The organism is Chloroflexus aurantiacus J-10-fl (assembly GCF_000018865.1).
GTDB classification, from domain to species: Bacteria; Chloroflexota; Chloroflexia; order Chloroflexales; family Chloroflexaceae; genus Chloroflexus; species Chloroflexus aurantiacus.
In genome coordinates this window covers 163,570-189,768 of record NC_010175.1, presented here as the reverse complement: position 1 = coordinate 189,768, position 26,199 = coordinate 163,570, and the positions used below count along the sequence as shown (strand labels likewise).

28 protein-coding genes are annotated in these 26,199 nt (G+C 56.8%); 4 read left to right on the top strand and 24 right to left on the bottom strand.

What is annotated here, in order from left to right; genetic code table 11:
- The first annotated feature begins 461 nt into the window (after positions 1-461).
- A complete protein-coding gene (locus tag CAUR_RS00765) occupies positions 462-1,292 on the top strand; it encodes a carbohydrate kinase family protein (RefSeq protein WP_012256060.1) in 831 nt (276 codons plus the stop codon).
- Positions 1,293-1,308: 16 nt separating this feature from the next.
- On the opposite strand, the gene CAUR_RS00760 is transcribed toward CAUR_RS00765, so the two are convergent.
- The 4 genes from CAUR_RS00760 to CAUR_RS00745 form a co-directional block, all read right to left on the bottom strand.
- Entirely contained in the window at positions 1,309-3,159 is a 1,851-nt protein-coding gene (locus tag CAUR_RS00760; RefSeq protein ID WP_012256059.1) for an APC family permease, read from the bottom strand.
- A 318-nt stretch (positions 3,160-3,477) separates the two neighbouring features.
- Positions 3,478-4,338 (bottom strand): hypothetical protein, encoded by an 861-nt coding sequence (locus CAUR_RS00755; protein WP_162015831.1) that lies wholly within the window; start codon positions 4,336-4,338, stop codon positions 3,478-3,480.
- Positions 4,339-5,009: 671 nt separating this feature from the next.
- Positions 5,010-5,138 carry a hypothetical protein gene (locus CAUR_RS21690; protein WP_278043624.1) on the bottom strand — a complete coding sequence of 43 codons (129 nt, stop codon included), beginning with the start codon at positions 5,136-5,138 and terminating at the stop codon, positions 5,010-5,012.
- Between the two features lie 247 nt (positions 5,139-5,385).
- Positions 5,386-5,805, bottom strand: coding sequence for a YccF domain-containing protein (locus tag CAUR_RS00745; protein ID WP_012256057.1), 420 nt, complete (start codon positions 5,803-5,805; stop codon positions 5,386-5,388).
- A gap of 349 nt (positions 5,806-6,154) precedes the next feature.
- On the opposite strand from CAUR_RS00745, the gene CAUR_RS00740 reads away from it, so the two are divergent.
- The 3 genes from CAUR_RS00740 to CAUR_RS00730 all read left to right on the top strand — a co-directional run bounded on the left by CAUR_RS00740 (position 6,155) and on the right by CAUR_RS00730 (position 8,411).
- The gene (locus CAUR_RS00740) at positions 6,155-7,102 is read left to right on the top strand and encodes an ATP-binding cassette domain-containing protein (protein ID WP_012256056.1); all 948 of its coding nucleotides are present in this window, start codon (positions 6,155-6,157) and stop codon (positions 7,100-7,102) included.
- An 11-nt stretch (positions 7,103-7,113) separates the two neighbouring features.
- The gene (locus tag CAUR_RS00735; protein ID WP_012256055.1) at positions 7,114-7,869 is read left to right on the top strand and encodes an ABC transporter permease; all 756 of its coding nucleotides are present in this window, start codon (positions 7,114-7,116) and stop codon (positions 7,867-7,869) included.
- Positions 7,870-8,198: 329 nt separating this feature from the next.
- On the top strand, positions 8,199-8,411 hold the full coding sequence (locus tag CAUR_RS00730) for a hypothetical protein (RefSeq protein WP_162015829.1): 213 nt from the start codon (positions 8,199-8,201) through the stop codon (positions 8,409-8,411).
- Positions 8,412-9,123: 712 nt separating this feature from the next.
- Here the strand turns inward: CAUR_RS00730 and CAUR_RS00725 are convergent.
- The 20 genes from CAUR_RS00725 to CAUR_RS00630 form a co-directional block, all read right to left on the bottom strand.
- On the bottom strand, positions 9,124-9,279 hold the full coding sequence (locus CAUR_RS00725) for a hypothetical protein (RefSeq protein ID WP_157866354.1): 156 nt from the start codon (positions 9,277-9,279) through the stop codon (positions 9,124-9,126).
- Between the two features lie 884 nt (positions 9,280-10,163).
- Positions 10,164-11,126 (bottom strand): peptidoglycan DD-metalloendopeptidase family protein, encoded by a 963-nt coding sequence (locus CAUR_RS00720; RefSeq protein WP_012256054.1) that lies wholly within the window; start codon positions 11,124-11,126, stop codon positions 10,164-10,166.
- A gap of 86 nt (positions 11,127-11,212) precedes the next feature.
- Positions 11,213-11,497, bottom strand: coding sequence for a hypothetical protein (locus tag CAUR_RS00715; RefSeq protein ID WP_012256053.1), 285 nt, complete (start codon positions 11,495-11,497; stop codon positions 11,213-11,215).
- Positions 11,498-11,663: 166 nt separating this feature from the next.
- Complete coding sequence (locus tag CAUR_RS00710; protein ID WP_012256052.1) at positions 11,664-12,119, bottom strand: SRPBCC family protein; 456 nt, start codon at positions 12,117-12,119, stop codon at positions 11,664-11,666.
- A 15-nt stretch (positions 12,120-12,134) separates the two neighbouring features.
- Positions 12,135-13,304, bottom strand: coding sequence for an NAD(P)/FAD-dependent oxidoreductase (locus CAUR_RS00705; RefSeq protein WP_012256051.1), 1,170 nt, complete (start codon positions 13,302-13,304; stop codon positions 12,135-12,137).
- Positions 13,305-13,498: 194 nt separating this feature from the next.
- Positions 13,499-13,936, bottom strand: a complete 438-nt coding sequence (locus CAUR_RS00700; protein ID WP_012256050.1) for a hypothetical protein — start codon at positions 13,934-13,936, stop codon at positions 13,499-13,501.
- Between the two features lie 38 nt (positions 13,937-13,974).
- Complete coding sequence (locus CAUR_RS00695) at positions 13,975-14,268, bottom strand: hypothetical protein (RefSeq protein ID WP_012660391.1); 294 nt, start codon at positions 14,266-14,268, stop codon at positions 13,975-13,977.
- 19 nt (positions 14,269-14,287) lie between these two features.
- Positions 14,288-15,205, bottom strand: coding sequence for a (bacterio)chlorophyll synthase (gene bchG / locus CAUR_RS00690; RefSeq protein WP_012256048.1), 918 nt, complete (start codon positions 15,203-15,205; stop codon positions 14,288-14,290).
- 58 nt (positions 15,206-15,263) lie between these two features.
- Entirely contained in the window at positions 15,264-16,328 is a 1,065-nt protein-coding gene (bchU, locus tag CAUR_RS00685; protein WP_012256047.1) for a bacteriochlorophyllide d C-20 methyltransferase BchU, read from the bottom strand.
- 30 nt (positions 16,329-16,358) lie between these two features.
- Positions 16,359-16,859 (bottom strand): hypothetical protein, encoded by a 501-nt coding sequence (locus tag CAUR_RS00680; protein WP_012256046.1) that lies wholly within the window; start codon positions 16,857-16,859, stop codon positions 16,359-16,361.
- 33 nt (positions 16,860-16,892) lie between these two features.
- On the bottom strand, positions 16,893-17,606 hold the full coding sequence (locus CAUR_RS00675; RefSeq protein ID WP_012256045.1) for an esterase/lipase family protein: 714 nt from the start codon (positions 17,604-17,606) through the stop codon (positions 16,893-16,895).
- 8 nt (positions 17,607-17,614) lie between these two features.
- Positions 17,615-18,301 carry an esterase/lipase family protein gene (locus CAUR_RS00670; protein ID WP_012660390.1) on the bottom strand — a complete coding sequence of 229 codons (687 nt, stop codon included), beginning with the start codon at positions 18,299-18,301 and terminating at the stop codon, positions 17,615-17,617.
- 3 nt (positions 18,302-18,304) lie between these two features.
- Positions 18,305-19,021 carry a hypothetical protein gene (locus CAUR_RS00665; protein ID WP_012256043.1) on the bottom strand — a complete coding sequence of 239 codons (717 nt, stop codon included), beginning with the start codon at positions 19,019-19,021 and terminating at the stop codon, positions 18,305-18,307.
- 15 nt (positions 19,022-19,036) lie between these two features.
- Complete coding sequence (locus CAUR_RS00660) at positions 19,037-19,918, bottom strand: hypothetical protein (protein ID WP_012256042.1); 882 nt, start codon at positions 19,916-19,918, stop codon at positions 19,037-19,039.
- Between the two features lie 12 nt (positions 19,919-19,930).
- Positions 19,931-20,938: an alpha/beta fold hydrolase gene (locus tag CAUR_RS00655; protein WP_012256041.1), complete on the bottom strand. Its 1,008-nt coding sequence runs from the start codon at positions 20,936-20,938 to the stop codon at positions 19,931-19,933.
- Between the two features lie 14 nt (positions 20,939-20,952).
- Positions 20,953-22,056, bottom strand: coding sequence for an ArsA-related P-loop ATPase (locus CAUR_RS00650; RefSeq protein WP_012256040.1), 1,104 nt, complete (start codon positions 22,054-22,056; stop codon positions 20,953-20,955).
- Between the two features lie 71 nt (positions 22,057-22,127).
- A complete protein-coding gene (locus CAUR_RS00645) occupies positions 22,128-23,351 on the bottom strand; it encodes an ArsA family ATPase (RefSeq protein ID WP_012256039.1) in 1,224 nt (407 codons plus the stop codon).
- Positions 23,352-23,397: 46 nt separating this feature from the next.
- Entirely contained in the window at positions 23,398-24,741 is a 1,344-nt protein-coding gene (locus CAUR_RS00640; protein WP_012256038.1) for a hypothetical protein, read from the bottom strand.
- Between the two features lie 42 nt (positions 24,742-24,783).
- Positions 24,784-25,872 carry a hypothetical protein gene (locus CAUR_RS00635; protein ID WP_012256037.1) on the bottom strand — a complete coding sequence of 363 codons (1,089 nt, stop codon included), beginning with the start codon at positions 25,870-25,872 and terminating at the stop codon, positions 24,784-24,786.
- 60 nt (positions 25,873-25,932) lie between these two features.
- Positions 25,933-26,175 carry a bacteriochlorophyll c-binding family protein gene (locus tag CAUR_RS00630; protein WP_012256036.1) on the bottom strand — a complete coding sequence of 81 codons (243 nt, stop codon included), beginning with the start codon at positions 26,173-26,175 and terminating at the stop codon, positions 25,933-25,935.
- Positions 26,176-26,199 lie beyond the last annotated feature (24 nt).

Below are 26,199 nucleotides of genomic sequence, written 5' to 3'. Positions count from 1 at the left end.
GGCGGTGGCGATGATGCCGGCACGCGGGCTGGAAGCCCGCGCCACAGAGAGTGCTTGCAGCCTGGCCTAACGCAGCGTGACATGTGGGTAATGCATAGAGGTAGCCCCGAAGGGGCTTCCACGAATTGAGGCAGGGTTTTAACCCACCGACTCCTGAAACCCGCCGATGAATTAACCCGCCGCCCGGCACCCACACCCCGCTGCCAGGCAGCCCCGGAGGGGCTTCCACGAATTGAGGCAGCGTTTCAACCCGCCGACCCATGAAACCCGCCGCCCGGCACCCACACCCCGCCACCAGGCAGCCCTGCCGGCCTTCCGCGAATTGAGGCAAGGTTTTAAGCCGCCGGGCTATGAACCCGCCGATCTATGAACCCGCCAACCCCAACCTCCCCTTCGCGCACCTCTCTGGTATAATCTGCACACCATTATGCATAGTTCGATGTAATTGGAGTCACTCCACGATGATCGAATTTGTTGCCATCGGCCACGTTACCCGTGATTTGTTACCGCAGCAGACTACTGCTCCTGGCGGTACAGCTCGCTTTGCTGCTCTGCTGGCCCAGCGCCTTGGCCTGCGTGCAGCCATTGTGACGGCCAGCGTCGAGCCTGCTCCGCCTGGCGTTGCCTGGATCAGCCTGCCCACAACGTTCAGTTCTACCTTCGAGAATCGCTACACACCTGCCGGACGGCAGCAATGGCTACATGCGATTGCGCCGTCTATCCCGGTCACCGCTCTACCGGCGGCATGGCGGACAGCGCCAATCGTGCTGTTGGGGCCGGTACTGCATGAGTGTTCACCAGACCTGGCCGGTGCGTTTCCTGGTGCCCTGATTGGCGCAACTGCACAAGGCTGGTTACGCGATTGGAATACCGATCTGCCAACACCGATCCGGCCTCGACGCTGGCGACCGACTCCTGCGGAACTGAGGCATCTCCACGTTCTGACGCTCAGCAGCGAGGATGTCGCCGGTGATGATGAGCTAGCTGCGTATTACGCCCGGCTGGTACCAATCGGGATCGTGACCCACGGGGCAGCGGGTGCCACCCTCTTCATCCACGGTAAACCGCATCACATCCCGGCGTTTCCTGCCCAAGAGAGTGATCCAACCGGCGCCGGTGATGTCTTCACCACCGCGTTTCTGATTCGCCTGTGGGAAACCGGCGATCCGGTAGGAGCGGCTCACTTTGCTGCTGCGGCGGCGGCATGTGTTGTTGAGGGAGTCGGTGATATGGCATTACCGGATCGGGTACAGATTGCCCAACGGATGGCTCGTGTCCCCGATCACGGCTAGCATCATTGTGAGCAGATCAACGCGCTAAGCGGTATGGTACGCTGGTCACGACTGTACCGCGTAAGCGCAATGCCGTTTTGATCAGCAAACCGGTCTGGTTATGCAAGAGATGCTCCCACCACCGCGCCGGCACAAATTCGGGCAAGATAACCGTGATCACATCATCACCATAGCGCGACTCAACCTCTTCGATGTAGCGTAAGATCGGATTGATCAACGAGCGATACGGCGACTCAAGTACTACGAGCGGAATATCACATCCCCAATTCTGCCAGCGCTGGCGGAGCTTCGCCGTCGCTTCCGGGTCAAGATCGACATACACCGCTGTCACATTATCGGGCGCAATCGAACGGGCGTATTGTAAAGCGGGGAGAACGCCGCGATGAATCCCACTCACCAGCACAATTGCTGTATGCCGACGCAGTTCCGGCGGCAGGATAGCACCGCTTAGCGACAACTGCTCCGCCACACGCTGGTAGTGCTGATTGATGGCGCGGAAGACCATCACCAGGATCGGAATCGCCGTAATTACCATCCATGCGCCATGAACGAACTTGGTGACCATCAAAATCACCAGCACAATGCCCGTCAGCGTAGCTCCGATACCGTTAATCATCGCACTGTAGTGCCAGCCCGGTTGCTTGCGGCGAAAATGCCGGCGCACCATCCCTGATTGCGAGAGGGTGAATGAAGTGAATACACCCACCGCGTACAGCGGCAACATCGCGATCTCATTCGCCTGAAAGATCACAACCAGCACCGCAGAGCACAGCCCCAGCACCAGAATCCCGTTGGAAAAGACCAGCCGGTCACCGCGCGAAGAGAACTGACGCGGCAAGAAGCGATCACGCGATAGAAATGACGCGAGGCGCGGAAAATCGGCAAAGGCGGTGTTAGCGGCTAATACTAAGATCAGGGCGGTTGCTATCTGGATGAAGACGTAGAGCGGCCCCACCCCAAAGATCGTGCGGGCAATTTGCGAGACAATCGTCTCGTGGGTAAACTCATTTGGTACAGCCTGATGCGTATAGGCCAGCCAGGTAATCCCAAGAAACATCGTCACCAGCAGGCTAATCATCAAGGTCAGCGTAATAGCAGCGTTACGCGCCTCCGGTGGCTTAAACGCCTGCACACCATCACTGATGGCCTCAATCCCGGTGAGTGCCGTACAACCGGCGGCGAAAGCGCGCAGAATGAGCCAGAGCGATAATACCTCACCGGTCGGTGGAATGTCGGGATCAATCGAGTGGACAACAGGGTCGGCACCGAACATCAAATCATGGGCGATACCGAAGACAATCATCGACAAGATACCGCTGATGAACGCATATGTTGGGATCGAGAAGATAAAACCGCTCTCTTTGGCACCGCGCAGATTGGCAATCGTAACGATCAAAATACAAACCAACGCAATCTCAACGGCATGATCGCGTAGTGTTGGGAAACCCCAGTTCGTTGCGAGCGAGGTAATGGCTGCCACACCGGCGGAAATACTCACAGCCACTGTCAAGACATAATCGATCAGCAGCGCACCGGCAGCAACCAGACCCGGTAGATCGCCCAGATTATCGCGGGTGACAATATACCCACCACCGCCTTGCGGATAGGCATGAATTGTTTGCCGGTAGGAAAAACCGACAATCAACAGCAATCCGGCAATCGCTGCCGCAATTGGCAACGAAAGTCCTAATGCGACACTGCCGCCTAAAACCAGGATTGTGAGGATTGCTTCTGTTGCATATGAAACCGAGGACAACGCATCAGAAGAGAAGACAGCCAGTGCAGTTGCTTTGTTAAGACGTTCGTGATGTTGGTGTTCAGTTGCAATCGGTCTTCCAACCAGAATGCGTTTAAGCTGGGCGAACATAGCCACACATTCCTTGCTAAGGTGCCGTTGATTCGGTTTCCACATAAAAAACGGAACGCAAACCGCGCACGGCAGTCGGCGTTCCGTCGGCTGTCGGTCGCAGAGTCGATAGATCATCAACCTGCGCATCATCCCTGACGCTCACCGGATCATAGCACTTTTGTTCCCTGGCGTCAATGGGGTGGTTCTGCTTGATAGTAGAAGTCAGACCATCGTTCGACAAGCACCGGCACACTCAGCCACTTACGGTCAGTGCCTGACCGATTTTCCACTTCATGCCTGGGTGACGATACGAGTGCATAGCCTCCAGGATATTTCTTACAATTCGTATTGTATTTTGGCCCGCAGTGTTGGAGATATAATTCCGAGTGCCATTTCTATGATATGCTTGATATCACGCTTACTGAAGTTTTTCCCCATCCACCATCCGGGGATAATTTCAACGGAGCATTGTTTAGCCAAATCAGGCCGATCGGGATAGAGTTCTAGCCTGTTGCGGGCTATGTATTTCCGTTTACTGCCGTGCTTCATTGCGGCAAAACGGTCAAGGAAACCCGGGTCAGCTTCTGCCAGCCGTTGGAAGAGCTTGAGCATAGTTCTAATTGCTGATCCAGGTTTATATGTTTTGCCTTCAAACATAATGAAACATTCACTACCGGCTCTGACCCGATCATCTGTCTCAATCCTTTCCGCCGGCAGGGGATTTCGAGTTCGTGGTAAGGTCGGATATTGGGGAGGCACATCAACGTGATTTCGCATCACAGTTGTGATAAATCTACTGCACACGTCCAGGTCAGGCTTGTAACCACACAAGTCTTCAACTTTGTCGGCGAGCAGTTCCAATAACAGCGAATCCGGCTCTTCGAGCAAGCTTTTCCAGGCTTTCGGGAGTGCTGCCTCTATCTCTCTGGTACGGGCAACATTTTGGTAATCGGAAAGCGTAGCTTCCAGTGCCTCACCGGAGCAGACCCAATCATATTGCAGGTATCGCTCAAGTCGGTAAATAGACTCTTCAATATCGCTTTCAAGAAGATCGAGTTTGTACACTCTTCTTTCGTCGTAGGAACCTTGTGCATTAGTAAGATAGAAACTCCATTCCTGACCATTAGTAAAAATGACCATTGGGATTCCTTGAAGAAAGGCATATTCAAATAGTTGTCGATCTGCCCAATCAGACATACCAGCCTTCTTAACCACGATAAATATCAAGGGCCGACGGCTAATTGGATGGCAAAGGGCAAAATCGACTCACCGCCCTTCGACCGAATACTCCGGAATCACGACATTTGTGTCAAATACAGGCCATCCAAGTTCGTGCAGGGAAGGAAGTACAATTCCTTGAGATACCGCAGCCTCAGATGGAAACTCACCACGTCGTAAACGTTCGCGAACCTTTTCTATGTGGTTTGCAACGGGCATTACGCAACCTCATCGTTACACTCATCGGATGCCAGGATGTTCTCATATCTGTACGATAGGTTTTTTGGATGATTGTCATAACTACATATCACAATTTTGCCCATTCGTCAATCCTCTTTAGCGCAAAGCTGTCTTAATTATAGTGAAAAAATGACTATTTTGTGGAATCTAAAATGCACAGCAGCGAAGTCAGTTCGGCTTTACCAGCGAATGTAGGCGATAAGACAGTAATGAGGATATAGAGGTGTTCTTTACCAGAAGACCAAATCTTGCTCAACGATGTGCATTGTTCAGGTGTAATCCTCGTGCAGAAACGGTACCAGGTGTGCTACCGGTGAGACACTGGTGGGTTGTCGTCGGCGTTGTAGGGGCGACGCATGCGTCGTCCCTACTGTCATCTAGCGGTATATCGTTCAGGTGCAGCATCAGGGTTATTCTGCCCCTGGGTTGCCGGTATAGAAGCGAGCAGCGTCGGCAACCATCTCCAGTGCCATCACGCGGATTGATGGCCTTGCCCACTCGTCATGCGCGTATCGCGGCGTTTGGAGTGCGGCAGCCATGGTCACGATCAAGTGCGTGTCACACTGTTGCCCCTGCTGGTTACTGGGATGCCGGGTGTGCTCGTCACGTATTTACTCTATGCGCCGGTCCGGTAAGCTGATTTTAGCATGGATTTGTGAGCTGAAGACGCTTCACCTTCTCACGAGAAGTGCCCATCACCACGGGATGGGCACACAGCTATTGCAGCATGCTTACTGCTCTGACCGACAAGCGGTGAATTCCTACAGTTGCATAACCTGCGTTCCCCTACCGACGAGCGAGTGTGATAATGGCCGGCACCCGGTCGAACATCCAGAATGCGAAGACCATACCGATGATTGAAACACTTAGTGCCCACGCGACCAACAACCATAGCGCGCTCAGCCACCATCCCACCAGGACGAACCAGAGCGCACGGATCAGGAATGGACGCTGCGGGACACTGCTCTGGTAGACCTGATTGCCGACGATGACAAGGTTATTTCGCTGCGGGGCAAGCGTGACCACCTGCGGCATCCGATTGAGCATCCACAGCCCAACCGGTAGCCCAACAATAGTCACACACAAAATCCATCCAATCGCGGCCCAAATCCCGCTAAACCATAATCCGAAGACGAAGAAATAGATCACGCGGATCAGGATGTTGGGGCCGCTGCGTTGTTCAATTCGGATTGGCTGCTGTTGCACAGTTTGCCTCCTTTCCAGTACCTGTACACTTACTAATACGTCAGAAATGTCAGTAAGTTGCAGCAGTGAACGTTGCCATAGAAAATAGAAAAAGAGTAGATAGGAAATAGATTCGATGGTGTTATTATGTGATAACAGGCTGGCTGTGTATCAGGCATTCGCTGTGGCGTATGGTGAAGGTAGCAGCATGACTTCCACACCAGTTTTGCGCCGCAGATACCGGGGCTGTGCCATCCCGTAGCGCTGTTCACTGGGCAGAGTGTCTTATCGCGCTCAAGTTACTCGATCTGCAAGTAGTGATATAATCAAAATGTGACAATTATCACGCTCTTTACACGCGAGCTATGTTATGGATACACCGGCAATCGAGACAATTGATCTGGTCAAGCGCTATGGCAACCTCACGGCCCTTGATCATGTCAATCTACAGGCTCCCTCTGGCAAGATATATGCGTTGCTTGGCCCAAACGGCGCCGGCAAAACAACACTCCTCAGCATCCTGACCACATTGTTGCCACCCACGGCAGGCACGGCACGTATCCTCGGCTATGATGTCAGTCGCGAGGCTGCCGAGGTGCGCCGCCGCATCGGCGTAACATTTCAAGAGATGGTACTCGATCCTCTCCTGACCGGTCGTGAGACGCTTGATTTTCATGGTCGCCTCTATCGGTTGCCGGCAGCGGTGCGGCGACAACGGATACGCGATCTGGTGGAGCTGGTTCAGTTGACCGACGCGATTGATCGTCCGGTCAAGAGCTATTCTGGCGGCATGAAGCGTCGCCTTGAGCTGGCCCGTGGTTTGATGACCGATCCGCAGGTGTTGGTGCTCGATGAGCCGACGCAGGGTCTCGATCCGCAAAACCGGGTGAATATCTGGCAGTACGTGCGTGATCTGAACCGGCAGCGAGGTATGACCATCTTGCTCACCACGCATGCGATGGACGAAGCCGAAGCACTGGCCGATCTGGTGGGAATTATCGACCACGGTCGCCTGATTGTTGAAGGTCAACCAACCGACTTGATCGCATCTCTCGGTTCGGACGTGATTCGGGTGCGCGGGCAGGGTGACTCTCACCATCTGACCAGCGCGATATGTGGTATTGACGGTGTGCAGCGGGTTGAAACCGATCCGACAGAAGGATTGATACTCATCTACACCGACAATGGGAGTCGGCGTTTGCCGGTGGTCTTGAGTGCCGTAAGTGGCAACGGCTTTGCGATTGAAGATGTCACCCTGGCGCGACCATCGCTCGGTGATGTCTTTCTGCACTATACCGGCACTGCGTTACGTGATTAGGTGAAAGAGATATGTACGCAACCTACGTTATCTGGACGCGCCACATGCGCAAGTTCGTTCAGCAGACCGAAGAATTGTTTGGACTGGCGCTTCAATCGGTGTTGTGGGTGGTGCTCTTCGGGGTTGGGATGCGCGGCATGATCGGTGCGGTTGGCGGCAACGACTATATGTCGTTTATCCTGCCGGGCATCATTGCGCTGAGCGCACTTGGTGGCGCCGTTGGCGGCGGCATGGTCTTACTCGACGAACGCCTGCGTGGGATTGTCAAAGAGTATCTGGCAGCGCCAATTCCGCGTCTGAGTATTTTGCTGGGAAGTGCCGCCAGTACTGCGACTAAAGCCCTCTTCCAGGCTGCTCTGATGCTGGTGGTTGGTTTGTTGATGGGAGCGCGCTTAAGCGTGAATCCTATCGGTTGGCTGGGCGCACTGGCGTTGCTGGCGGTATTTGCAATTGGTTTCAGTGGCCTGGCTCTCGGTGTTGCGGCTATCTCGCGCAGTATTGCCGGGTATCACGGGATGATTTTTCTCTTTAACTTACCCCTGTTGTTCGCCTCTAACGCACTCTACCCGCTCGATGTATTACCGGGCTGGATGCGGGTGATTGTGCTGATCAATCCGGCTACCTACTTCATTGATGCGGTACGGGCACTGGCATTTGGTACTGCGGCTACCTTACCGCTCTGGCTTAGTGGCCTGATTCTGATCGGCTTTGCTGTCCTAAGCATGATGTTTGCGCTGACACTCTTTCAGCGCTCATTGCGGGCATAGATCATCTCGCCTCGTGCAGGCTGTATAACCGCATAGAGCTTGTCTCAAATCTGGTTTAGTGTCAGTCATAACACGCTATTTACCGTCACCCTGACTCTGTGGTTGTAAGCGCTATGCCACGGTGGGTAAGCGCTGGTATACCCTGCGAGCACGCGCCTCCCGCTCGCTCACCGGTAGCACTGGGAGCGGGCGCCTACGGTTCGCTCCCCACCTGAACCAGCTCGCGACAGCGAGAGCCATTATGCACCAGCGCTTCCCTGCCCCCAGCGGGGGCTATGCATTACCCACAACTGGTGCCAACCATGGGTGTATCAGCGGGTATGATCACCATGTATGCTGTTGCGGGCGACTGGCTCGGTGGCAGTGCGCCGCTCCAGCCGTACCAGCACGTGCTGGATGAATTGCCGTACCCGCTCGTCATGCGCGTGTCGCGCGGTGTGGAGTGCGGCAGCCATGCTGCCGCGCCAGCCGTACTCACGATCCGGCGCGGATTGCAGCGGCCTCCCGTGCCGGTACGTGCCCCTGATGATGGGGATGGCTGAACGCAGGCCGGCAGCCTGCCCCACAGCGTACTTGTGCTGGTGGTGTGTAGAGGCGGGTTCCGTAGGGGCGGGTTCTCAACCCGCCCCTACGGACGGTACCTGTACCGTTCACCTGACTATCCACGGGATTCGGTGGATGGGAATGTCTTGCATCGCGTGCCGTGAATGGTTGTTCAGATGTGATCGCAGCCACTACGCTTCCCGCTCCCGCGCAGCGCTATGCATCACCCATACCCAGGTTGTCACTTTCTTCGCTCATGAGCAGCACCTATCTCATTGTGCGCGATCCTGGGCACTATCGCGTTGCATCGCTGTCGCGTGAGTCTCACGTCACGCATGGGCAGCGGATGGTCGCAGTGGTAGCGGCAGTAGCCAGTGTGTCAAACCGTGGGGCAGGCTGGAAGCCTGCCAGCGGGGCCAGCGCCTGCTGGCGGTGGAGAGGATGCCTCTCCAAGCAGGCTGGAAGCCTGCGCCACGGGGAGCGCTTGCAGTTCGGTCTAACGCAGCGTGACATGTGGGTAATGCATAGGGTGGGCCGGTCCTGAACCCGGGACGGGTTGTGAACCCGCCCCTACTCCACTATGCATTACCCATAACTGGTATCAACCACGTGTGTATCAGCGGGTATGATCGCCATGGATGGTGTTCTGGGTGACTGGCCCGATGGCAGCGCACAGCTCCAGCCGTGGTATCACGTGCTGAATGGGTTGCCTTACACGCGCATCATGTGCGTGTCGCGCAGTTTGGCGTGCGGCAGCCATGCTGCCGCACCAGCCGTGCTCATGATCCGGTGCGTGTCACAACGTTCCCCATCCTGGTCACGAGATTGCTGAATGTGCTCGTGCCGATCAGCGAGTCGGTCAGACATGCATGCGATCCCTGCGCGTAGACGGTTATGTTGCACGAGATTCGTGCCTGCGCACCAACGGCCACGGTCAGCATCTGCCGGCGATGGCGATGATACCTCCACGCAGGCTGGAAGCCTGCGCCACGGGGAGCGCGTGCAGCCTGTCATAACGCAGCGTGACATGTGGGTAATGCATAGCCTACTCCAGGGGGCGACGTGGGGCGACACATGTGTAGGGGCGACGCATGCGTCGCCCCTACGGAATGATGCACCGCTGGACACCCGTAGGGGCACGGCATGCCGTGCCTCTCTGGACTTTGGCCCTTGTTCCACCTCCCCCCAGCGGCTATACATTACCCATAACTATTTTGTCAACTTCTTCGCTCACTAGCAGCGTCTACCTCATCGTGTGTGATCCTGGGCACTATGCGCGTTACACTACTGTCATGTGGGTCTCACGTCACGAACGGGAAACGGATGGGAGCAGTGGCGGTAGCCGGTGTATCAGCCTGTGGTGCAGACGTCCAGTCTGCGCACTAGCGGCCACGGCCAGCACCTGACGACGGTGGAGATGGTACCGGCACGCGGGCTGGAAGCCTGCACCACGGGGAGCCACCACGGGGATCGCTTGCAGCCCGTCTGACGCAGCGTGACATGTGGGTAATGCATAGCCCAGCGGGGGCGGGTGAGGGTGGGGGGCTGCTGTCCCGTGACAGTGGTACAAGTGATGGACAAGTACAGGCAGGATGTTCACCCTGCGGAGCGTGTCAACTGCCATTACTGGACTGATAAATTGGCAGTGGTGCATAATATCATGCGTCTGCGCCGGTGATAACTCACCGGCGGCTCGCTGTGGATGCCTGGCAACACTCCAGCATGGTCTGACAACCGGCATACTGTGTCAATCAGGGTTTGATAGTACTACACCCCACCAGCGTAGTCGGATCGATATTCTCGTCACCACGCCAGACCTGGTAATCGAGATGGGGGCCGCTGGCGAAGCCCGTATTGCCCATCAGGCCGATCACGTCACCCGCCTGTACGTATTGCCCATCGATGACTGTAACTACCGCGAGGTGGGCATAACCGGTTCGCCAGATGCCATCCGGCGCCATGACCCAGACGTGATGCCCGGCTGGGTAACTATCGAGGGTCACGCGAACAACACCATTGTGGGTGGCGACAATCGGGGTATACCAGCTTGATCCAGGCTCGGCAATCCCGTCGCCATTGCCGTCAACTGCCAGATCGACTGCACCCCACACATGGGCCGGGGCGTGGGTGCCCACCCCGTATCCCTGGGTGATCACTACCTGCCCCGTTGTGGGTTGGACCGGGCAACCGTGTGGGCCGGCTTCATCGAGGTAAAAGCTGGGGGTGGGGATTGGGGTAGGCGTCCGTGGCGGGAGTGGCGCGACCAGGGGGGCCAGCGCATCAGCGGTTGGCGTGGCAGGTATTGAACGAGCGGCCTGCGGAGCAGTTGGTAATGGACGAATGATGTCAGGGGTTGGCTGACGATCAGGGGCATTGAGGGCCTCGCCGACGTGGTGTATGGTTGTGCTAAGCAGTTGCTGCTGCGCACGTTGCCACTCGGTCATCACCAGCGGACTAAGTGCCAGCGATGTTGCCAGACCGGCTGTGAGTATAAGCGGGGTTAAATTAGGTGATGAAGAACGTTGCTGGAACGGGGGAAAAAGGGTTGTCGGCGAAAGCCCCAACACCAGCGCAATTGCTTCGACTTCGTGATTGCTGAGGCGGCGTAGACCGTACTCTGCCTCAGCAATTGCACGTGCAGGAATACCACTCAAAAGAGCCAGATCAACGAACGTCAGATCACGGGTTCGACGAATAGAGCGAAGTGTCTGCATACCTGTCCTCTTGCAACAACACGATTAGCTTGAAGATAGCACAATCGTGCAGCGGGCAAGATGACAGAATGCAGACAAATGACGCTTTAATCACCCTTCGCTATCTGTTCTTTCGCGGCGTACTCGGCTTCCAGCTCGGCCAGTTTGCGCTTGCGCTCACGTTTCTCCAGGCGATTCAGGGTAATGTAACCGGCCAGGATCGATACGAAGAGTGCCGGCCACACCAACCAGGCAAAGCTGATCTTGATGCTGATCGCAAACAGCAGGCCGAACAGACCAATAAATACTCCCCCGGCAGCCATGTATACTTCAAAGCTGGTGCTGGTCAGGTAGACTTCATCCCGTGGACTGAACCGTTGCTGTCGCGCCATAGGTATACCTCGTCTTGTGAGGAGCTGCCAAACCTGTACGTCTATGCTAGCACAAGCGCCCGGCGGATGGTAGTAGGTGAAACTATGCACTTTTTGTGCAATTTCTGTGCTTTTATGTCAAAGGTGTCCAATCAAAAAGGGGCAACGGTCAGTCGCCCCGGACAGTCTAGCGAGCCTGCGCTGCGGGCTGGCCCTTCCCCTCAATCAGCATGCGCAGACGGTCGAGCTGAATCCGCATGTCCAGTGAAGCAAAGATTTGCCCAAGACCGACAACAAAGACGCGCAGACTCGGATCGGGCACTTCATACTCAACCCGATTTTGCACAATCGTGCGGTCGCCATCGGCAAACCAGCGCCAGAGTTCTTGCCCACGCCAGAGGCCATCGATAGTGAGCAGGATATGGTTACTATCGCGTTCAGTAACGGTGTAGGTCGAGCCGGCCAGCGCCAGTGATTTTAAGCGCAGTTTGTGCTTGCTCCCCAGAGTCATCAATTCGCCTTCAATCGGGTCAAGTACGACTAACGGTGATCGCCACTCCATCATCAGTTGCGGATCGGTCAGGTAGCGCTCGACGGTAGCGGGTGGCGCTTTAATTGAGACAAACTGTTCCTGGACAATCATACGTCTCTCCTGTGACTAAGCACTCTCAATCGTTGCCCGGTAATACTCTTCGATGCCTCGTTTCAGCATAAGCGCCGGATAGCCGGTAATCGGCACGCCCAGGGGGTTGCCGACAGCATCATTTGGGCCGAGTGATACCACCTCGCCGAGTTCAACCGGCTCGTAGGCGCGAGGTGCTTCACCGCGAGCTTCGGCAGCCAATACCTCGGCCAGATGTTCACCTTGTCGCATGGCATACGATGCCGTTGGTGGCAGGGTGCCACCCCGTCCATCGGGCACTGCTGCACAATCACCGATGGCGAACACAGTGGCGTGGCCTTGCACGCGCAGATAGCGATCAACCAGCACCCGTCCGAGGCGGTCGGTAGGAAAGCCTGCCTCGGCGAGCAAGGCCGGGGCGCGTACACCTGCCCCCCATACAATCGTGCCGGCCCGCAAAAGGCGACCATCGGCGAAGCGCAGACGTTGTGGTTCAACCTGCACAACCGGTGTCTGCAAAAAGATGTTAACACCGAGACGTTCCAGGCGGCGTACAGCCTCGTTGCTTGCCCAGGTGCCGAGATGGGGCAGCAGATGGTCTTCACGCTCGATTAGGGCGATCCGTACCTCTTTGCGGGGAGCACCTGTCTGGCGGCAAAGATCATCGGCCCAGGCCGCCAGTTCACCGGCCAGCTCACAACCGGTATAACCACCGCCGACAATCGCTGTTGTCATCGTGATCCGCAATTCAGTGGGATCGGTGATCGATGCAGCACGGGTGAACTGTTCAATCAGGTGCTTGCGCAGCTTAAGCGCATCAGAAAAAGTGCGCAGGGGGAGCGTATATTCACGAGCACCGGGTACCTGGAAGGCAGTTTCACTCCCTAAAGCGAGGACCAGCCGGTCGTATTCCAGCGTTTGACCGGTGTTGAGCACGACTCGCCGCTCAAGCGGATGAATAGCCTCGACGCGACCTTCGATCCGCTCGACTTCGCGCCCCCGGAAGAGGGTATCTAACTGATAAATCGACTTCTGGTCGGTAATACCGGCAGTTGCCGTGAGATGGAGCAACTGTACCAACTGATGATACGGATTCTGATCGACGACCTGAATAGTTATTTCCAGCCCGTATGCCCGGCGTAGACGGGCCAGATCAAGCGCAGTCCGTAAACCGGCGTAACCGGCACCAAGAATCACGATCCGCATAGTGACAATGCTCCGTGGAACAATCGCGATTGCAGAGGTATCGTCATCGCATCCCTCTCTTTACAGCATACCACGGTCTGGTTGCCGGTCAACCTTATAACAGAGCGACATTCCTCTCAGAGTGGCAAACGCAGAGGCCAGGATGTTCAATTGCCCATCCTACACCTCTGCGTCACTCAGCAAGCGGTAAACGATCACGGCGCCGGTGGTGTCTTGGGTGGTGTTTCGACCCACTCATCAACCTTCGCCGCACCCTGTTCGACGGCATCAGCGGCACGACCGGCAGCCCGGCTAAAGCTGGTGCCCAACTCTTCTGCCGCACGGGCCAGGCGCTCGGTAAACGAACGCACCTGTTCGCCGACACGCTGCGGGCTGGGCAGGTTGATCTGGGGTGGATCGGCGGCAAAGATGTCGTCAACCACCCGTTCAGAGACGTTGGCCAGCTCTTTGGGAAAAGCTACAACGGCCATTGCCACTTCAGCCATCGCCCGTCGTACCCGGCGGCGCGAGTTGCGCGGCAGCAAGACCAGCGGTACGGATGCTACCGTCAATCCAATCCGTGTAGCACCACCGACGAAGCCGGCTGCCATCTCAAACAGCCCATCGCGCTCGTTTGTTGTCTCATTGCTCATACTACACTCCTCCTCTGCTCTGAAGAGAGCAAATGGCCCTACTTCGCCTCTCCTTTTGGCTCTTCACCCTCTTCCGCCCATTTCTCGATGCTCTTACCCGCAATCTCGGCGAAATCGCGTGGTAGTGAAGCAAAGGCGTACATCAACTCTTTGGTAGCATTGTGCATGTGCTGGCGCGACTCCGGCGGCAGCAGAGCCAGGGGGAGGGTAAAGATCGAGAAACCGAGCCGAACAATCCCACCTCCGAATTCCATCGCCGACTCAACGAAGCTGTCGTTGCGTCGCACCGGTACGCTGCGTACCCGCACCTCGCCTTCACTCTCTGTCATCATCGCACCTCCTTAGATACGGTCAGCCAAAATAGCCGCCTACGAGAAAACCCGAAATAATCTGAATCAACGCGACGAATGGATTTGAGGCCAGTAGATAGCGAACATAGTTTTGCTGGGTTGGTTCCTGGTAGAGTTTGATCTGATTGTAGATCGGTGCCACCAGGGCCAGAAACATAAATGCCGCTACCCAGTACTGTCCCCAAATCAACGCCAGGATCATCAGCATTGCCTCGAAGCTGTTAATGGTGACGTAGGCAACGATCAGGGTGCGTTTCACCCCGATTGCTACCGTGAGCGATTGCAGACCCAGCTTCCGGTCGCCCTCAACGCTCTTGATGTCGTTGAGGAAGAGCAAGCCGGCTGCCAGACCGCCATTGATCAACGCTACCACCACGCTCTGCCAGGTCAGTGGGGCAAAGATTAGATGCCCGGCCATCCAGCTCATACTGACATAGCCTAGCCCCACTGCCGGCGGCCCAAGCCAGAAGTGCTTCTTGAGCTTGATTGGCGGCATGCTGTAGATCACCGACAACACGATCCCGACCACAGCAAACAAAACGATGAGTGGATTGCCGAAGACCAGTGAGACGAGAAGGGTGGCCGCACCGAGTACGATCCAGTTCCAGCGGGCTTCGTTCAGTGAGATGATACCGGCAGGAATGGGCCGTTGCGGATCGTTGATCGCGTCGAGATCACGATCAAAGTAGTCGTTGATACTCTGGCTGAAGCCGGTACCCAACGGGCCGGTCATTAATGCCCCCAGTAGCATAAGCCACCAGTGATCGGGTCGCGTCCAATCAAAACCTCGCTCGTAGCCTGATGCCAGGGCGCCACAAAAGCAGACCAGCACTGGCGAGATCCATGTCACCGGATCGGCAAGTTCAATATGTGCCCGGATTTTTCGGCTGAGCGAGACACGTTGTTCAGTCGAAATCATAATTGCTTACCGCATTGCCGGGCAGAATCTGCACCGGTCACAAAACCACGACTCCGCGTTACGGCTTGACCGCCTGATACAATACGTGTTCGTACCCTTCATCGAGAGTGACATCGGTAAATCCAACCTGGCGCAACAAATCTGGATAGACGGCATGATCTTTGAATTCCAGTACCGAGAAGCCCATCCCAATCGCGCACAGGTAGTGGGTGAGGTAGTCGTAGTTGGGATGGTTTGGATCACTGATCACCATATCCAGAATCAGAATTCGTCCGCCGCTGGGCAGGGCATCGTAAGCCTTCCTGAGCAACATCGTGCAGAACTGCGCATTCATCGGGTAGAGAATGCGCGAGAAGAGGACGGCGTCGCCAGGTGGGTATGGCTCGCGGTACATGTCAATAGCGACGGGAGTGATGCGGTCGGCTAGCCCTTTGGCCGCCACATTTTCACGTACCAGATCAAGGGCGCTGGGCAGGTTGATCAGGGTCACTTTGAGTTGGGGGAATGCCTGGCAGAGGGCGGCAGCAATATCACCAATGCCGCCACCAACATCGATTAAGGTCTGCACATCGGCAAGCCGGGCGCGCTTGATCAACAATTCAGTAAACAGTTGAATGTTCGAGCGGTGTAAGGTTTCGTAGAACAGACTGTCTTCACGGGTGCGGGGTGGGTGTGGCACGATGCTGGTAAAATCGACCTTGCCACGCACGACATCGGCAAGTCGCAAATAGTAATTTTCGATCAAATCAGCAATGTAATCAACGAATGGTACCATCGTCATATTGCGATGGCGTTCGGGATCGGCGAAAAATTGATCGGCGAACGGCGTCAACTGCCAGGCGTCACCCTGCCGCGTTACCAGACCAATCTGTTCCATGGTAATCAGAAACTTCTCGAGGCGCGGAGGTACCGTCTCGGTAAGCGTTGCTAAGTCGGCCAGGGTGCGCGGGGCAGATGCCAGCAGGTCGAACAACCCCAAATCTTTGGCGGCTTTAATCACGAAGAAGTCAACCGTGCCTTTAAACACCATATCGTAGGCGCGGTTGGTCGCCGCAAACAGATCGTGCTGGGTCAGATCTGTCCCGTTCGTTTTTGTCGCATCCACTGATGGTACCGTTGTCATGCATTCCCCCTCGTGCACAGATGTGTGCCACTATGAAAGAACTGAAGTCGAGTCATTGGTCCTGGCAGCCATTCGGTTGAGCCAGGGCTGGAAGAAGATCGGAATAAAGCTGAGCCACCAACTGAAATAGCCGACCCAGGCAAAGATGCGATGTAACCGTCGCTGATGCGGATGATGGTGCATCGTTTTTTCCCAGCGATGTCCGGTGATCATCGCGCCGACCATACCGATAGTCGGTAGAGGGCCGGTGATCATAAAATAGATCTTCAACCAGCGCGGCTGGTGTTGTCCGCCAAATTGCTCTTCGCGAAAGAGTCGCCCAATGCCAACCAGGGCAATCAACAGGTTCATCAACCAATCGAGAGCGTGCGCCAGATTGGCAAGACGGGTGCGCAGCGTTGATCGTGTTGGTTGCGATCCACGAGCTTCCTGCCGGCAGAGATAGAGCACTGCGGTATAACATGCGAGCGACACCCCCGACACAGCGGCCATGACGTACAGAATAATTCGGTCAAAGTGCGTTGAGTTCATGTAATTTGTATTATAGTACAAATCGGCGACATTTCAAACAACAAGTGGTGATGATCTCATTAACACGCGTTGCCACTCTCGCAACCCATCCGGGTCGCCGTACCAGGGACGTCCGTGGATGGGTGAGTGATGAAGGCCGGGCACGACCAGATATTCAGCTCCAGCCAACGCTGCACAACGGAGCGTTGTAATTCCATCTCCCCACGCTTGAGCGCCGGCAGGACCATCGATCATGACATAACTGTTGTAGGCCATCCGTTCAATCCAGCGTCCTTTGCGATTGGCCTGAATGCTTCGCCCAATGATCGAGGTGTAGCGAATGTGGCGGTAATATGCGCCTGGATAACTGCGATTGGTGAAGCCGACAGTCTGCCGGGTCCAGAATTCCTGACTGTGGTGCGGTGTACCGAGCATGATGAGGTGATCGACGAAGCGGTGTCCGCCATAAATCTCGCCTTTGTAGGGCTGATCGCCAAGATACATGCGGGCGACGGTTCCACCTACACTGTGCGCCAGAATCGTGACGGTCTCGGCACCCGTTTCGTGCAGAGCCTGCGCGACCGTCTCGCGGACAATCCGCAATACCGGGCGAAAATCCCAGTCGCGGGTCAAGGCCCAGCGCAGGCGTCCGATGGGGGTCACGAAGACCCGAAAATCAAATGGGGGCTGCGATAGCGCCTGGGCCAGGGCGCTAAAGTCGTTGGGACTGGTCAGATACCCACCGATGATGACCAATGGACGAACCATACCTACCCTCACCCGGCATCAAACCAGAGTGGTACCACGTCACGTGCCCCGTACCAGGTTGCCGGTGCGTTGTACGGTGCGTGACGGGCACCTTCCAGGATCAGGTTGTCGGCACCGGCCAGGTAGCAAGCTGCGGTCGGCACGATACCGTCGCCGATGAGATTGCCGTTGCCGAACGAGACTTCATAGGAACGATAGGCAATCATCTCCTCCGGTGAACCAAAGCGCCGCCCACGCACGCTACGCCCCGCAACAGCCCGATATCTAATGTGGGGAAATGCCGCACCTGGATAACGGGCTTCGAGCCAGTCGGCAAATTGCTTGACCCATACCTCTGAGGTGGCGTGGGCAGTACCTAACGTTGTCAAACTTGCTACCACCTTGTGTCCGGCATAACGAACGCCCTGGTATGGCTCATCGGCCAGATACGCACGGGCAATCCGGCCACCGGCGCTGTGTCCGATTAAGTCAATTGTATCGGCGCCAGTTTCGCTTAAGGCAATCTGCACCGTTGCTGCCAGGGCATCAAGCGCCGGGCCAAAGTTGGGGTCACGCAGTGCCAGCCAGTCGAGCCGACTGAAATTGACAACGTAGACGATGCGATTGTAGGGTGGCGCAGCCAGGATGCGCGCCATTCCGAAGTAATCGGCGGGTGACGATAGCCACCCGCCCATGATCACCACCGGACGAGTCATAGCTTACTCTTTATCCTCAGAGCGCTCTGGTTCAGTCGTGGTCTCGGCTGAACCGGTTTGCGCAGTCGATGTGGCGTTGCTGCTGCCGTTGCCGTTATCGGCTACGACCTTGATCCGACGAATCGTCTGGTTCTGCGGTTTGGCCGGTTCACCGGGCAAGGCATTGATGACAGCGTTGCACAGATCGCCACCGATACGGAACAGTTCCTCGGTCTGGAAGCGCAGCCAGTGGCCGTAGAAGTTGAAGACCTTTTCGGTAGTGGTACGCACTTCGCGGGTGAAGGCTTCCAGTCCTTGCGGCGGCAGAGCACCACGGGCATACGACCGTAAGAGATAGCCGATGGGCTGAATATCGGTTGGTAATTCATCACCGGCCAGGCTGCGTTGTGTCGGTGTCGAAGGCGTACCTTCACCGCTCGTTGGTCGATAACTCGCCGGCGCAAACCCGCGTGGTGTCGGTGTAAACGAGGGGGTACCAGGTGTGTACGAGCGTGGCGGTGGTGTGTAGGTTGTGCGTGATGACACCGACGGGGTCCCTTCATCGGTGTAGCGTACCGGTTCTTCGTAGGTCAGCCCGAAAAAGCGCTGGAGCCAGCCGGGCATCCAGCCGGGGCCGGCGGCCTCTCGGCGCTGTGGCGTTTCATCGGTCAGACCAAACCATCGGCGGACAAATCCGGGTAGCCAGCGAACGGTGTCGTTGTCCTCATTGAAGCGATTCATACCCGCTCCTCTCTATCACGAGCCAAAGGCAAAGAGACGGCGACGTTGCGGCACATACGGTGCAAAGCAGAAGTTGATAATCTGTTCCAGATCATCGTTGGGATAGCGACGATCAAGTGTTGCTATCGAGTCGAGCACGTAGAGTAGCTGTTCCACCGGTGTTTCGGGCTTGCAGCGCACGAGTTTTTTGATCAATACCCGGCGTAATGCCAGACTGTAGCGTAATGATGTGGTTGCTAACCGGGCCAGCAGTTGATCGCGCACGTCAATATTTTTGGTTAACCGATCCAGCCAGCGGGCCAGCCCCAGGCGTTCACTCCGATCAAGGTAATAGTTCACCAGATCGGCCAATCCAACCATCGAGGTTACGCTGATCACCTCTGCCCAACGCTTGGGAAATGAGAGGCGATTGAAAGCAGACAACGACTCCAACTGCTCGACTAACTGACATGCCGAGTGGTACGGTTCGCGTTCAAAGGTGCGGCGCAGACCGGCTTCTCGCTCGGCCAGCATCGCCACGGCTTCACGTACCACACCGTCGCTATCGTCGTATCCCCCGTGGTACAGATGCATCTCGTGGGCCAGTTCGTGGAGTGCAATACCAACACTACCATCTTCGTCCCAGCGACCCAGCAGGACTACTGAACCGGAACGTGGTGAGAAACTCCCGCTATCGCTCCAGGCAGTGTCGCGAACGGTATCCATGGCCTCGAAGGTGAGCCGTTCGGCGAGCACTGTCGGCGGCAGATCGGGCCACATTTTGGTCGCCAGCCGTCGCACCTTGCCGGCCAGGCGGCGTGGACGGTACGTATACTGGCCCACCGTCAGCGGACGGTCATCGGCACGTTCCATGTCAATGATCAATTGCTGACCGCCGGAACGAAGCAACAATTGCATAGACGACCCTCCCTAGCGAACACTTTTCAAAAAGAGGCGCATAATCTGAATAACCTGTTCGGGCAACTCAAATAAAATCAAATGACCACATTTTGGTACTTCCAGGAACGAGCCGTTTGGAGTTAATGCAACCAGTTTGCGGCCATCAGCCGGACGCATAATGGGATCATTCGCGCCGGCTACCAGCAACAATGGCTGGCGGATCATGCGTGCCTGTTCGGCCACTGCATTGAGAATCTCCGGGCGCGACAATTCGGTTGCCGATACCCGGACTGCTGCCGGATCACAGTAGCGTAGCCCTAGCGTGCCGAGTCGAATGTCGCTGATTGACGGTGTATGTTGCGCCATGACCAGTCGTGCGTAGATGAACGGGAGCCACCACAGGTTTCGCCGTTCGATTGGTCGTAGCACTCGATTAAATACGACATCGAGCAGACGCGGCACAAACGCTGATGCCAGTTTGTTGTACGGTAGCAGGCTGAAGTTGAAGAAGATGAGCGAACGTACCATATCCGGGTGATGTGCGGCGACGTGTAGCCCGACGAACGCACCGAGCGAAAAAGCGGCCAGATGCACCGCACCGAGATCGAGTGCGCGGATTAACGCCTGGAGATCGGCGCTAAAGCCGGCCACCGTATAATTCTGACGTGGATCGGTATCCGAAAAGCCATGTCCCTTTAAGTCGTAGCTGATCACGCGATAGCCGGCTTGAGCCAGCGGATCAACCACGTGGTGCCACCAAAACGACGAACAGTCCCAACCGTGGATCAGGACGAGTGGCTGACCATCAGAAGGTCCAACGTCTTGATAGTGATGCACAACACCGTTCAACTCAATAAATCGGGCACGGGCCAGGAGCGCTCGTTCGCCTTCCAGTCGTCGCCGCTCACGGCCACTCAGGCGACCGGCAAGGCGGGTTGCCACTTCATTCGCGTAGGCGACATACTTTGCCGTTGGTGGCGCATCAACCGGTCGCGCCGGCGGTCGCTCAAACGGAACAGGTTGGGCAAGGACTGACATACGCGCCCCCTTCGCTATTCTACCCATAACCGAAGCTGTTCCCCTTCAACTCTGGCCCGTAACCGACCACCATCCACCAGGCCAGGCAGGAGTACATGGCGACGCATCTGTCCGAGCTGGACAACGACTTCTTCACTGGCCACAGCAATGTCAAGCGCTTTGGGATCGAGGAATGGAATCAGGAGGCGCATGTCTCGCTCGCTGCTTTGTGGACGCGGCGGCTCAGTCGCAAAGATGTCGCCATCGCGGTAGAGTGCTGCCCCGCGCAAAGCCCATGAATCCCGATCAGTTGGCGTTAGATCAAGCTGTCCAATCCGCAGCAACGGTCTGGCCCGACTGGTTTCGTGACTAAAGTCGTGGCGGCTCTCATCATCAACCTGATCGGGTGAGCCATTCACAATGACTTCATCACTGGCCATTCCATAAAGGCCAAAGGCGGTTAAAGCCGAGCGTAGTGGCGGCAGGCGCAACTCTGGTGGCAGCACAACCATGCGCACCCGTGCACCGCTTTCGGTTTCCAGCCGTGCCCGTTGGGTCTCCAGCTCAATGCGCAATTCCTGCAGGGGGGCAGTGGCGCTTGGGGCCAGAATAGCCGCCGGGATCATTGCCTGTTCCTGAGAAGCACGTGATTTTCCCGGCCCCCGGTCGAGGCCGAAAATGAGACGGACTGCCCAACGCAACACATCCGGTAGGGTCAGTGCCCGGATCAGTGCATCGGGTGCCGGGCCATCAAGGATCAGCAGGTCGAAGCGCCCTGACTGCCGGGCACGTTCGGCAACCAGCATTGCTGCCACCGCATCAATACCGGGAAAAGCGGGCAATTCATCGGGGCCGAGGTCACGCAAACGGGCAACCAACCCACTCCGAAGCGAGGGGCGCACCTGTTCCCAACGACGTGCGACCTCCTCGTGGGGATGGATTTCCATTGCCGCGAGATTCGGTTCAAGTTCGAGTGGGCGGGCGCCGAGGCTCTGGTGCAACAGATGCCCAATCAGGTGTCCTGGCCCACTCGACGCCAGCAGCGTGCGATAGCCGCGACGGGCGGCGTGACAGGCTGTTGCGAGCGCAGCCGCGCTCTGTTGGAGTTGATGATGAGCAGTAAAGATCAGTGTGCGCATGCGAGTGCTCGCGACCGGCGCTCAAGGCAACCGGCATAATCAACCATACGACCCTGAGCAAGCCAGTTTGCTCAGGCTGCTTCAACTTGCTGCTTATTGGCGGTGCGCACGACATTTGCCTCGTAGAAGGCCAGGCGCAACACTCCATCTTCGTACCGATAATCACCAAGGGTGCAGTCGTACAAAACGCGCGGCAAGGCGATGGTACGCTCCAGGCGACCAACGACAATCGTCAAGTCGGGGCCACTGTGGCTGACCTCAATTGCCTCACCGGGATCAAGAAATGGCAGGCGCAGACAGAGATCGTACTGACCAGGCTCGCCATCATCACTCCATTGCTCCAGCCAGATCGGACGTTCGTCGTATAACAGCGCGCCCGGATCAACCTCGCCAAACGTCAGCCGGCCCACGTGTAGCAGCGCCTCAACCCCAATCGGCTCGCCACCCTGCAACACCGTGCGGAAGATTGGTGTTGGGGCAAAACTGCTTTCAATTTCGGCCAGGTACTGCTGCTGGAGATTTACCCAGTAGTCAAAGTATGGGCCGAGATCGGTGCGGTGGGGCAAAATCTTATTAACCAACACGGCATCCAATTGCAAGCCATACAGGCTCAGGAAGGTGTACGCCCGTCGGGTTTCGAGCAGGGGTAATCGTTCAGGATTCAATACTAGCCGTACCGATACATTCGAGCTGACTAAAAAATTGGCCAGTTGATCCATCCGCTCCAGCAGTTTACCAACCTCTTCAAAGAAGCGGTCGTCGGGCAGATCGCGGCGGAAAGGACGCGCAACATTCGCGATTCCACGATACACCCGGAAGAGGCGTTTGCCGGCTTCGCCACCGATAATCATCTCGGGATACGCCAGGAGCCGCAGGGTATTACCGGTAGGTGCTGTATCAAGCACTATCGCGTCCCAACGTCCACTCTGGGCCTCGTCCATTACTCGTTGCAGAGCCAGAATTTCATCGAGGCCGGGTTGATTAGCCAGCTCAGCAGCCGTCGAGCGTTCGATCCCTCGGGCCGAATAGGTGGCAGTTACGAATTGTTGGAAACCACCCAGATTTTGACGCCACTCGTAAATGGTATCCACCTCAAGGCCATAAAGATGAGGTGCCAGTGGCGTTGGTCGATCACGACTAATCGCGATCCCCATCACATCGGCCAGCGAGTGTGCCGGATCGCTCGACAGCACCAGTGTTCGGCGACCGGCTTGCGCCAGCATCACCGCAGTTGCCGCCGAGAGGGTTGTCTTACCGGTGCCACCTTTCCCGGAGTAGATAATGACGCGCGTCATAGTTCCTCATGTGCCTGCTGTGTTGTGATACCCCAACCCCATTACCTTATTCCGCATCGCTATCGTTGTGTCCGTTACGTGTTTCAGGCGTGATGCCTGTCCCACTGCCACTCACCGTTGCCGGGCGGTCGGTGCGATTAACAACAATTCGTCGCACCGGCACAGACCCATCCTGTCCACTATCAGGTGTCTCCGAACGACGGATACTGATGGCCCGCCGTACCGGTTGGTTCGCCGGGGTGGCCGGGTTGTCTGTGGCAGCCGGAGCGGTTGTCGTCGGCTCTGGCGCAGGGGCTGGCGATGATTGACGGACTGCTGCCCGAACGGCGATCCGCCGTTGGGGTGGCTCAGCAGCCGATTGTTGTTCGGTGGGTTCGGCAAACCGTACTGCCGCCCGCACGACCGGTCCAACCGGTGCCAGTGGGCCACCTTCAGCCTCTTGCTGCGCCGCAGCGTAATAGAGACCACGCATCGCATTGCGCCGTACCCGTGGGTCTTGCATGTTATTGATCAACTCGGTTGCGCCACTCAGGATTTCACTCGCTCGCCGCATCCCGCGGGCAAGACCACGCGGAACTTCAAGCATCAGGCGCAACGAACGACTCACCTCGTACATATTTGGCTGTTCGGGCAGTGTCGGCAACGGGCCAACCGGTGCCGGCGGTGTCTCTGGCGACACGCCACTACCGCTACGCTGACGTTCGTAAGCCGCAATCAGGTTCCCCGGCGAGGCTGGTGTTGCTTCCTCTTCCTTATCAGCCGCGCCAAACTTCCACCATGGCTTCTTCTTTGGTTGTTGCGGTGCCGGCTCTGGCATCGGTGGTGGTGCTGGTTCAGAAGCCAGGAAAAATGGCGGTAGCGGTTTCCGCTCAACTGCCGGAAATTCTGCTTCAAATGCCTTGATCAGTTCTTCACCGGTGACACCGGCTACTACCTGATCACCAACCCAGGCCACCATTTTGGCCAGCACATCGACGTCCTCAACCGGCATATAATCGAGCGTATTGATAATGACGCGCTCCGGCTGACCGGCTTCCTGTACTTCGCCGAGGGCCACCCGGCGTTTGCGCGGTGGTGTTGCCGGTATCCGCAGGGCCAGGCTCACCCGCCCGTGCCACGGATCCCAGGTCTCGGCACGAACCACATCAACATCACTCCACGGAAAGCCATCAACAGTATCATTGAAAAACCCACGCGCCCACAGAATCAGCCGCCGGTCGGTCAGCGCAACGAAATCGGCGAGCGCGAGGCCACCAATGCGACGTCGTTGTTCGTCGAGGAGCGTACCATCGAACAGTGCCAGTAGGGTCTCGCCTTCTTCAAGCAAACCGCGCTGCTGCATCTCTTCGACGCTGGCCATACTCACATTAACACCGAGAAATGGTCTCATACCTGCTCCTTGGGCGGTTGCGACCGCCGATGATTGCAACACTTATGTCGTTCGATCTTGATCGGCATCACCCGATCCACTCAACGCTGCCAGCGACGTGCGGTGAAGAGGGGTTGTCCGACGGCGGAGCGGAATCTCGCGCCGATCCGTGATATTCAATGGAGATGAAGCCGTTGCAGTCGGCTGAGTCATTGCCGGTTCGCGAGAGGGTGTGGCACGTCGGCGCAACGGAATCTCGTGGTAGCGGTGCGGTGCTGGTGTTGCTTCAGGCGTGGGCGGCTCAACCGGTGGAGAAGGCGCAGTTGACTGCTGATTCCCCATCTGCCGGTTAAGAAACGCCAGCGCAATCTGTTGAGCTGCCGGATTATTTGCGACAGTCTGAACCAAATCATTGACAGCACGAATAGCATCGGTTAATTCACGAATACTGGTCGGACTTAAATCAAATGGCAAATCCGCCTCGCGCAACGTGCGCCGCAGCGTGTCCCATGCCGAACGAGCGAGGCGACCAGCGGTAAAGATTTGATTTGGCGGCAGGTTAGCCGGATCAATCGCAAAGAGTGCATTTGGCGCTGCCGGGGTACGTGCAGCACCTCCCGGCCAGCGGTATGGAGTTTCATCTATGCGCAACGCATCTTCGGAACCATAAATAGCAGCACCGAGCGCTGTCATCACATCAGGAGCGGCTTGCCGGGCATCGATGCCGGCAGCCAGCGCCGATCTTGCCGTTTCGGCGGCTGTACGCAACAACACCATCAATGCCGGCACATACGCCTGTGGTACCAGAGTCAGCGTAAAAATCTGATCATCGGTATCTGGCGCGCTAAAGCCCATCGTCACTGCGCCGTGGATCGGATCAATCCCGCGCCCATCAATCAACGTCAGCTCATGCAATGGAAAGGCATAACACAAATGCCGGCCATAATCTCGTGCCCACAGGATCACCCGCAAGTCGGTGATCAGACAATAATCGTGCAGCGTTGGGCCGCTCAGCCGCTGTCCCTGCTGATCGACCAAAACGCCATCTATCGCGACCAGCACTTGCTCGTCAGGATCGAGCACATCCAGTCGCGTAATCTCTTCCAGATGAGCCGGTACGGTGGTATGACTGTAGTAGAGCAGGTTAATCATAACGCTCCCGAGGGATCGGCGTGAGGCGACAGAACGCACGCCTCACGCCTGCCCGCCAGCCTAGCGGTTGAAGCGCGAGCGAATGCGCTTCGGACGGAAGCCGTTGCTCGGGCTGCTGCTGAACGCTCCCTCGCCCGAGCCGCTCCGGGACACGCCCGGGTAAGCATTGCGGTTGATGTTGTCAACCGCTGCCGCGGTGGCCTGTAGCGCATTCGAGACCCATTGCCAGTGGCCCTGGAACATGATGTCGCCGATTTGCGCCACCTGCGCCGACGACTCCGAGAACCAGCCTCTCGTCGCCATGCACACACCTCCTTATCAAACGGA

Excerpts from the sequence above, each read along its gene's own strand:
- CAUR_RS00630 (WP_012256036.1), bottom strand. The coding sequence starts at position 26,175 with ATGGCGACGAGAGGCTGGTTCTCGGAGTCGTCGGCGCAGGTGGCGCAA.
- CAUR_RS00725 (WP_157866354.1), bottom strand. The coding sequence starts at position 9,279 with ATGTCTGACCGACTCGCTGATCGGCACGAGCACATTCAGCAATCTCGT.
- CAUR_RS00675 (WP_012256045.1), bottom strand. The coding sequence starts at position 17,606 with ATGGTTCGTCCATTGGTCATCATCGGTGGGTATCTGACCAGTCCCAAC.
- CAUR_RS00715 (WP_012256053.1), bottom strand. The coding sequence starts at position 11,497 with ATGGCGCGACAGCAACGGTTCAGTCCACGGGATGAAGTCTACCTGACC.
- CAUR_RS00670 (WP_012660390.1), bottom strand. The coding sequence starts at position 18,301 with ATGACTCGTCCGGTGGTGATCATGGGCGGGTGGCTATCGTCACCCGCC.
- bchG (WP_012256048.1), bottom strand. The coding sequence starts at position 15,205 with ATGATTTCGACTGAACAACGTGTCTCGCTCAGCCGAAAAATCCGGGCA.
- CAUR_RS00760 (WP_012256059.1), bottom strand. The coding sequence starts at position 3,159 with ATGTTCGCCCAGCTTAAACGCATTCTGGTTGGAAGACCGATTGCAACT.
- CAUR_RS00695 (WP_012660391.1), bottom strand. The coding sequence starts at position 14,268 with ATGATGACAGAGAGTGAAGGCGAGGTGCGGGTACGCAGCGTACCGGTG.
- CAUR_RS00740 (WP_012256056.1), top strand. The coding sequence starts at position 6,155 with ATGGATACACCGGCAATCGAGACAATTGATCTGGTCAAGCGCTATGGC.
- CAUR_RS00700 (WP_012256050.1), bottom strand. The coding sequence starts at position 13,936 with ATGAGCAATGAGACAACAAACGAGCGCGATGGGCTGTTTGAGATGGCA.
- CAUR_RS00635 (WP_012256037.1), bottom strand. The coding sequence starts at position 25,872 with ATGATTAACCTGCTCTACTACAGTCATACCACCGTACCGGCTCATCTG.
- CAUR_RS00755 (WP_162015831.1), bottom strand. The coding sequence starts at position 4,338 with ATGTCTGATTGGGCAGATCGACAACTATTTGAATATGCCTTTCTTCAA.
- CAUR_RS00660 (WP_012256042.1), bottom strand. The coding sequence starts at position 19,918 with ATGCAATTGTTGCTTCGTTCCGGCGGTCAGCAATTGATCATTGACATG.
- CAUR_RS00720 (WP_012256054.1), bottom strand. The coding sequence starts at position 11,126 with ATGCAGACACTTCGCTCTATTCGTCGAACCCGTGATCTGACGTTCGTT.
- CAUR_RS00640 (WP_012256038.1), bottom strand. The coding sequence starts at position 24,741 with ATGAGACCATTTCTCGGTGTTAATGTGAGTATGGCCAGCGTCGAAGAG.
- CAUR_RS00765 (WP_012256060.1), top strand. The coding sequence starts at position 462 with ATGATCGAATTTGTTGCCATCGGCCACGTTACCCGTGATTTGTTACCG.
- CAUR_RS00710 (WP_012256052.1), bottom strand. The coding sequence starts at position 12,119 with ATGATTGTCCAGGAACAGTTTGTCTCAATTAAAGCGCCACCCGCTACC.
- CAUR_RS00680 (WP_012256046.1), bottom strand. The coding sequence starts at position 16,859 with ATGAACTCAACGCACTTTGACCGAATTATTCTGTACGTCATGGCCGCT.
- CAUR_RS00655 (WP_012256041.1), bottom strand. The coding sequence starts at position 20,938 with ATGTCAGTCCTTGCCCAACCTGTTCCGTTTGAGCGACCGCCGGCGCGA.
- CAUR_RS00645 (WP_012256039.1), bottom strand. The coding sequence starts at position 23,351 with ATGACGCGCGTCATTATCTACTCCGGGAAAGGTGGCACCGGTAAGACA.
- bchU (WP_012256047.1), bottom strand. The coding sequence starts at position 16,328 with ATGACAACGGTACCATCAGTGGATGCGACAAAAACGAACGGGACAGAT.
- CAUR_RS00735 (WP_012256055.1), top strand. The coding sequence starts at position 7,114 with ATGTACGCAACCTACGTTATCTGGACGCGCCACATGCGCAAGTTCGTT.
- CAUR_RS00705 (WP_012256051.1), bottom strand. The coding sequence starts at position 13,304 with ATGCGGATCGTGATTCTTGGTGCCGGTTACGCCGGTTTACGGACTGCG.
- CAUR_RS00730 (WP_162015829.1), top strand. The coding sequence starts at position 8,199 with ATGTATGCTGTTGCGGGCGACTGGCTCGGTGGCAGTGCGCCGCTCCAG.
- CAUR_RS00665 (WP_012256043.1), bottom strand. The coding sequence starts at position 19,021 with ATGAATCGCTTCAATGAGGACAACGACACCGTTCGCTGGCTACCCGGA.
- CAUR_RS21690 (WP_278043624.1), bottom strand. The coding sequence starts at position 5,138 with ATGGCTGCCGCACTCCAAACGCCGCGATACGCGCATGACGAGTGGGCA.
- CAUR_RS00650 (WP_012256040.1), bottom strand. The coding sequence starts at position 22,056 with ATGCGCACACTGATCTTTACTGCTCATCATCAACTCCAACAGAGCGCG.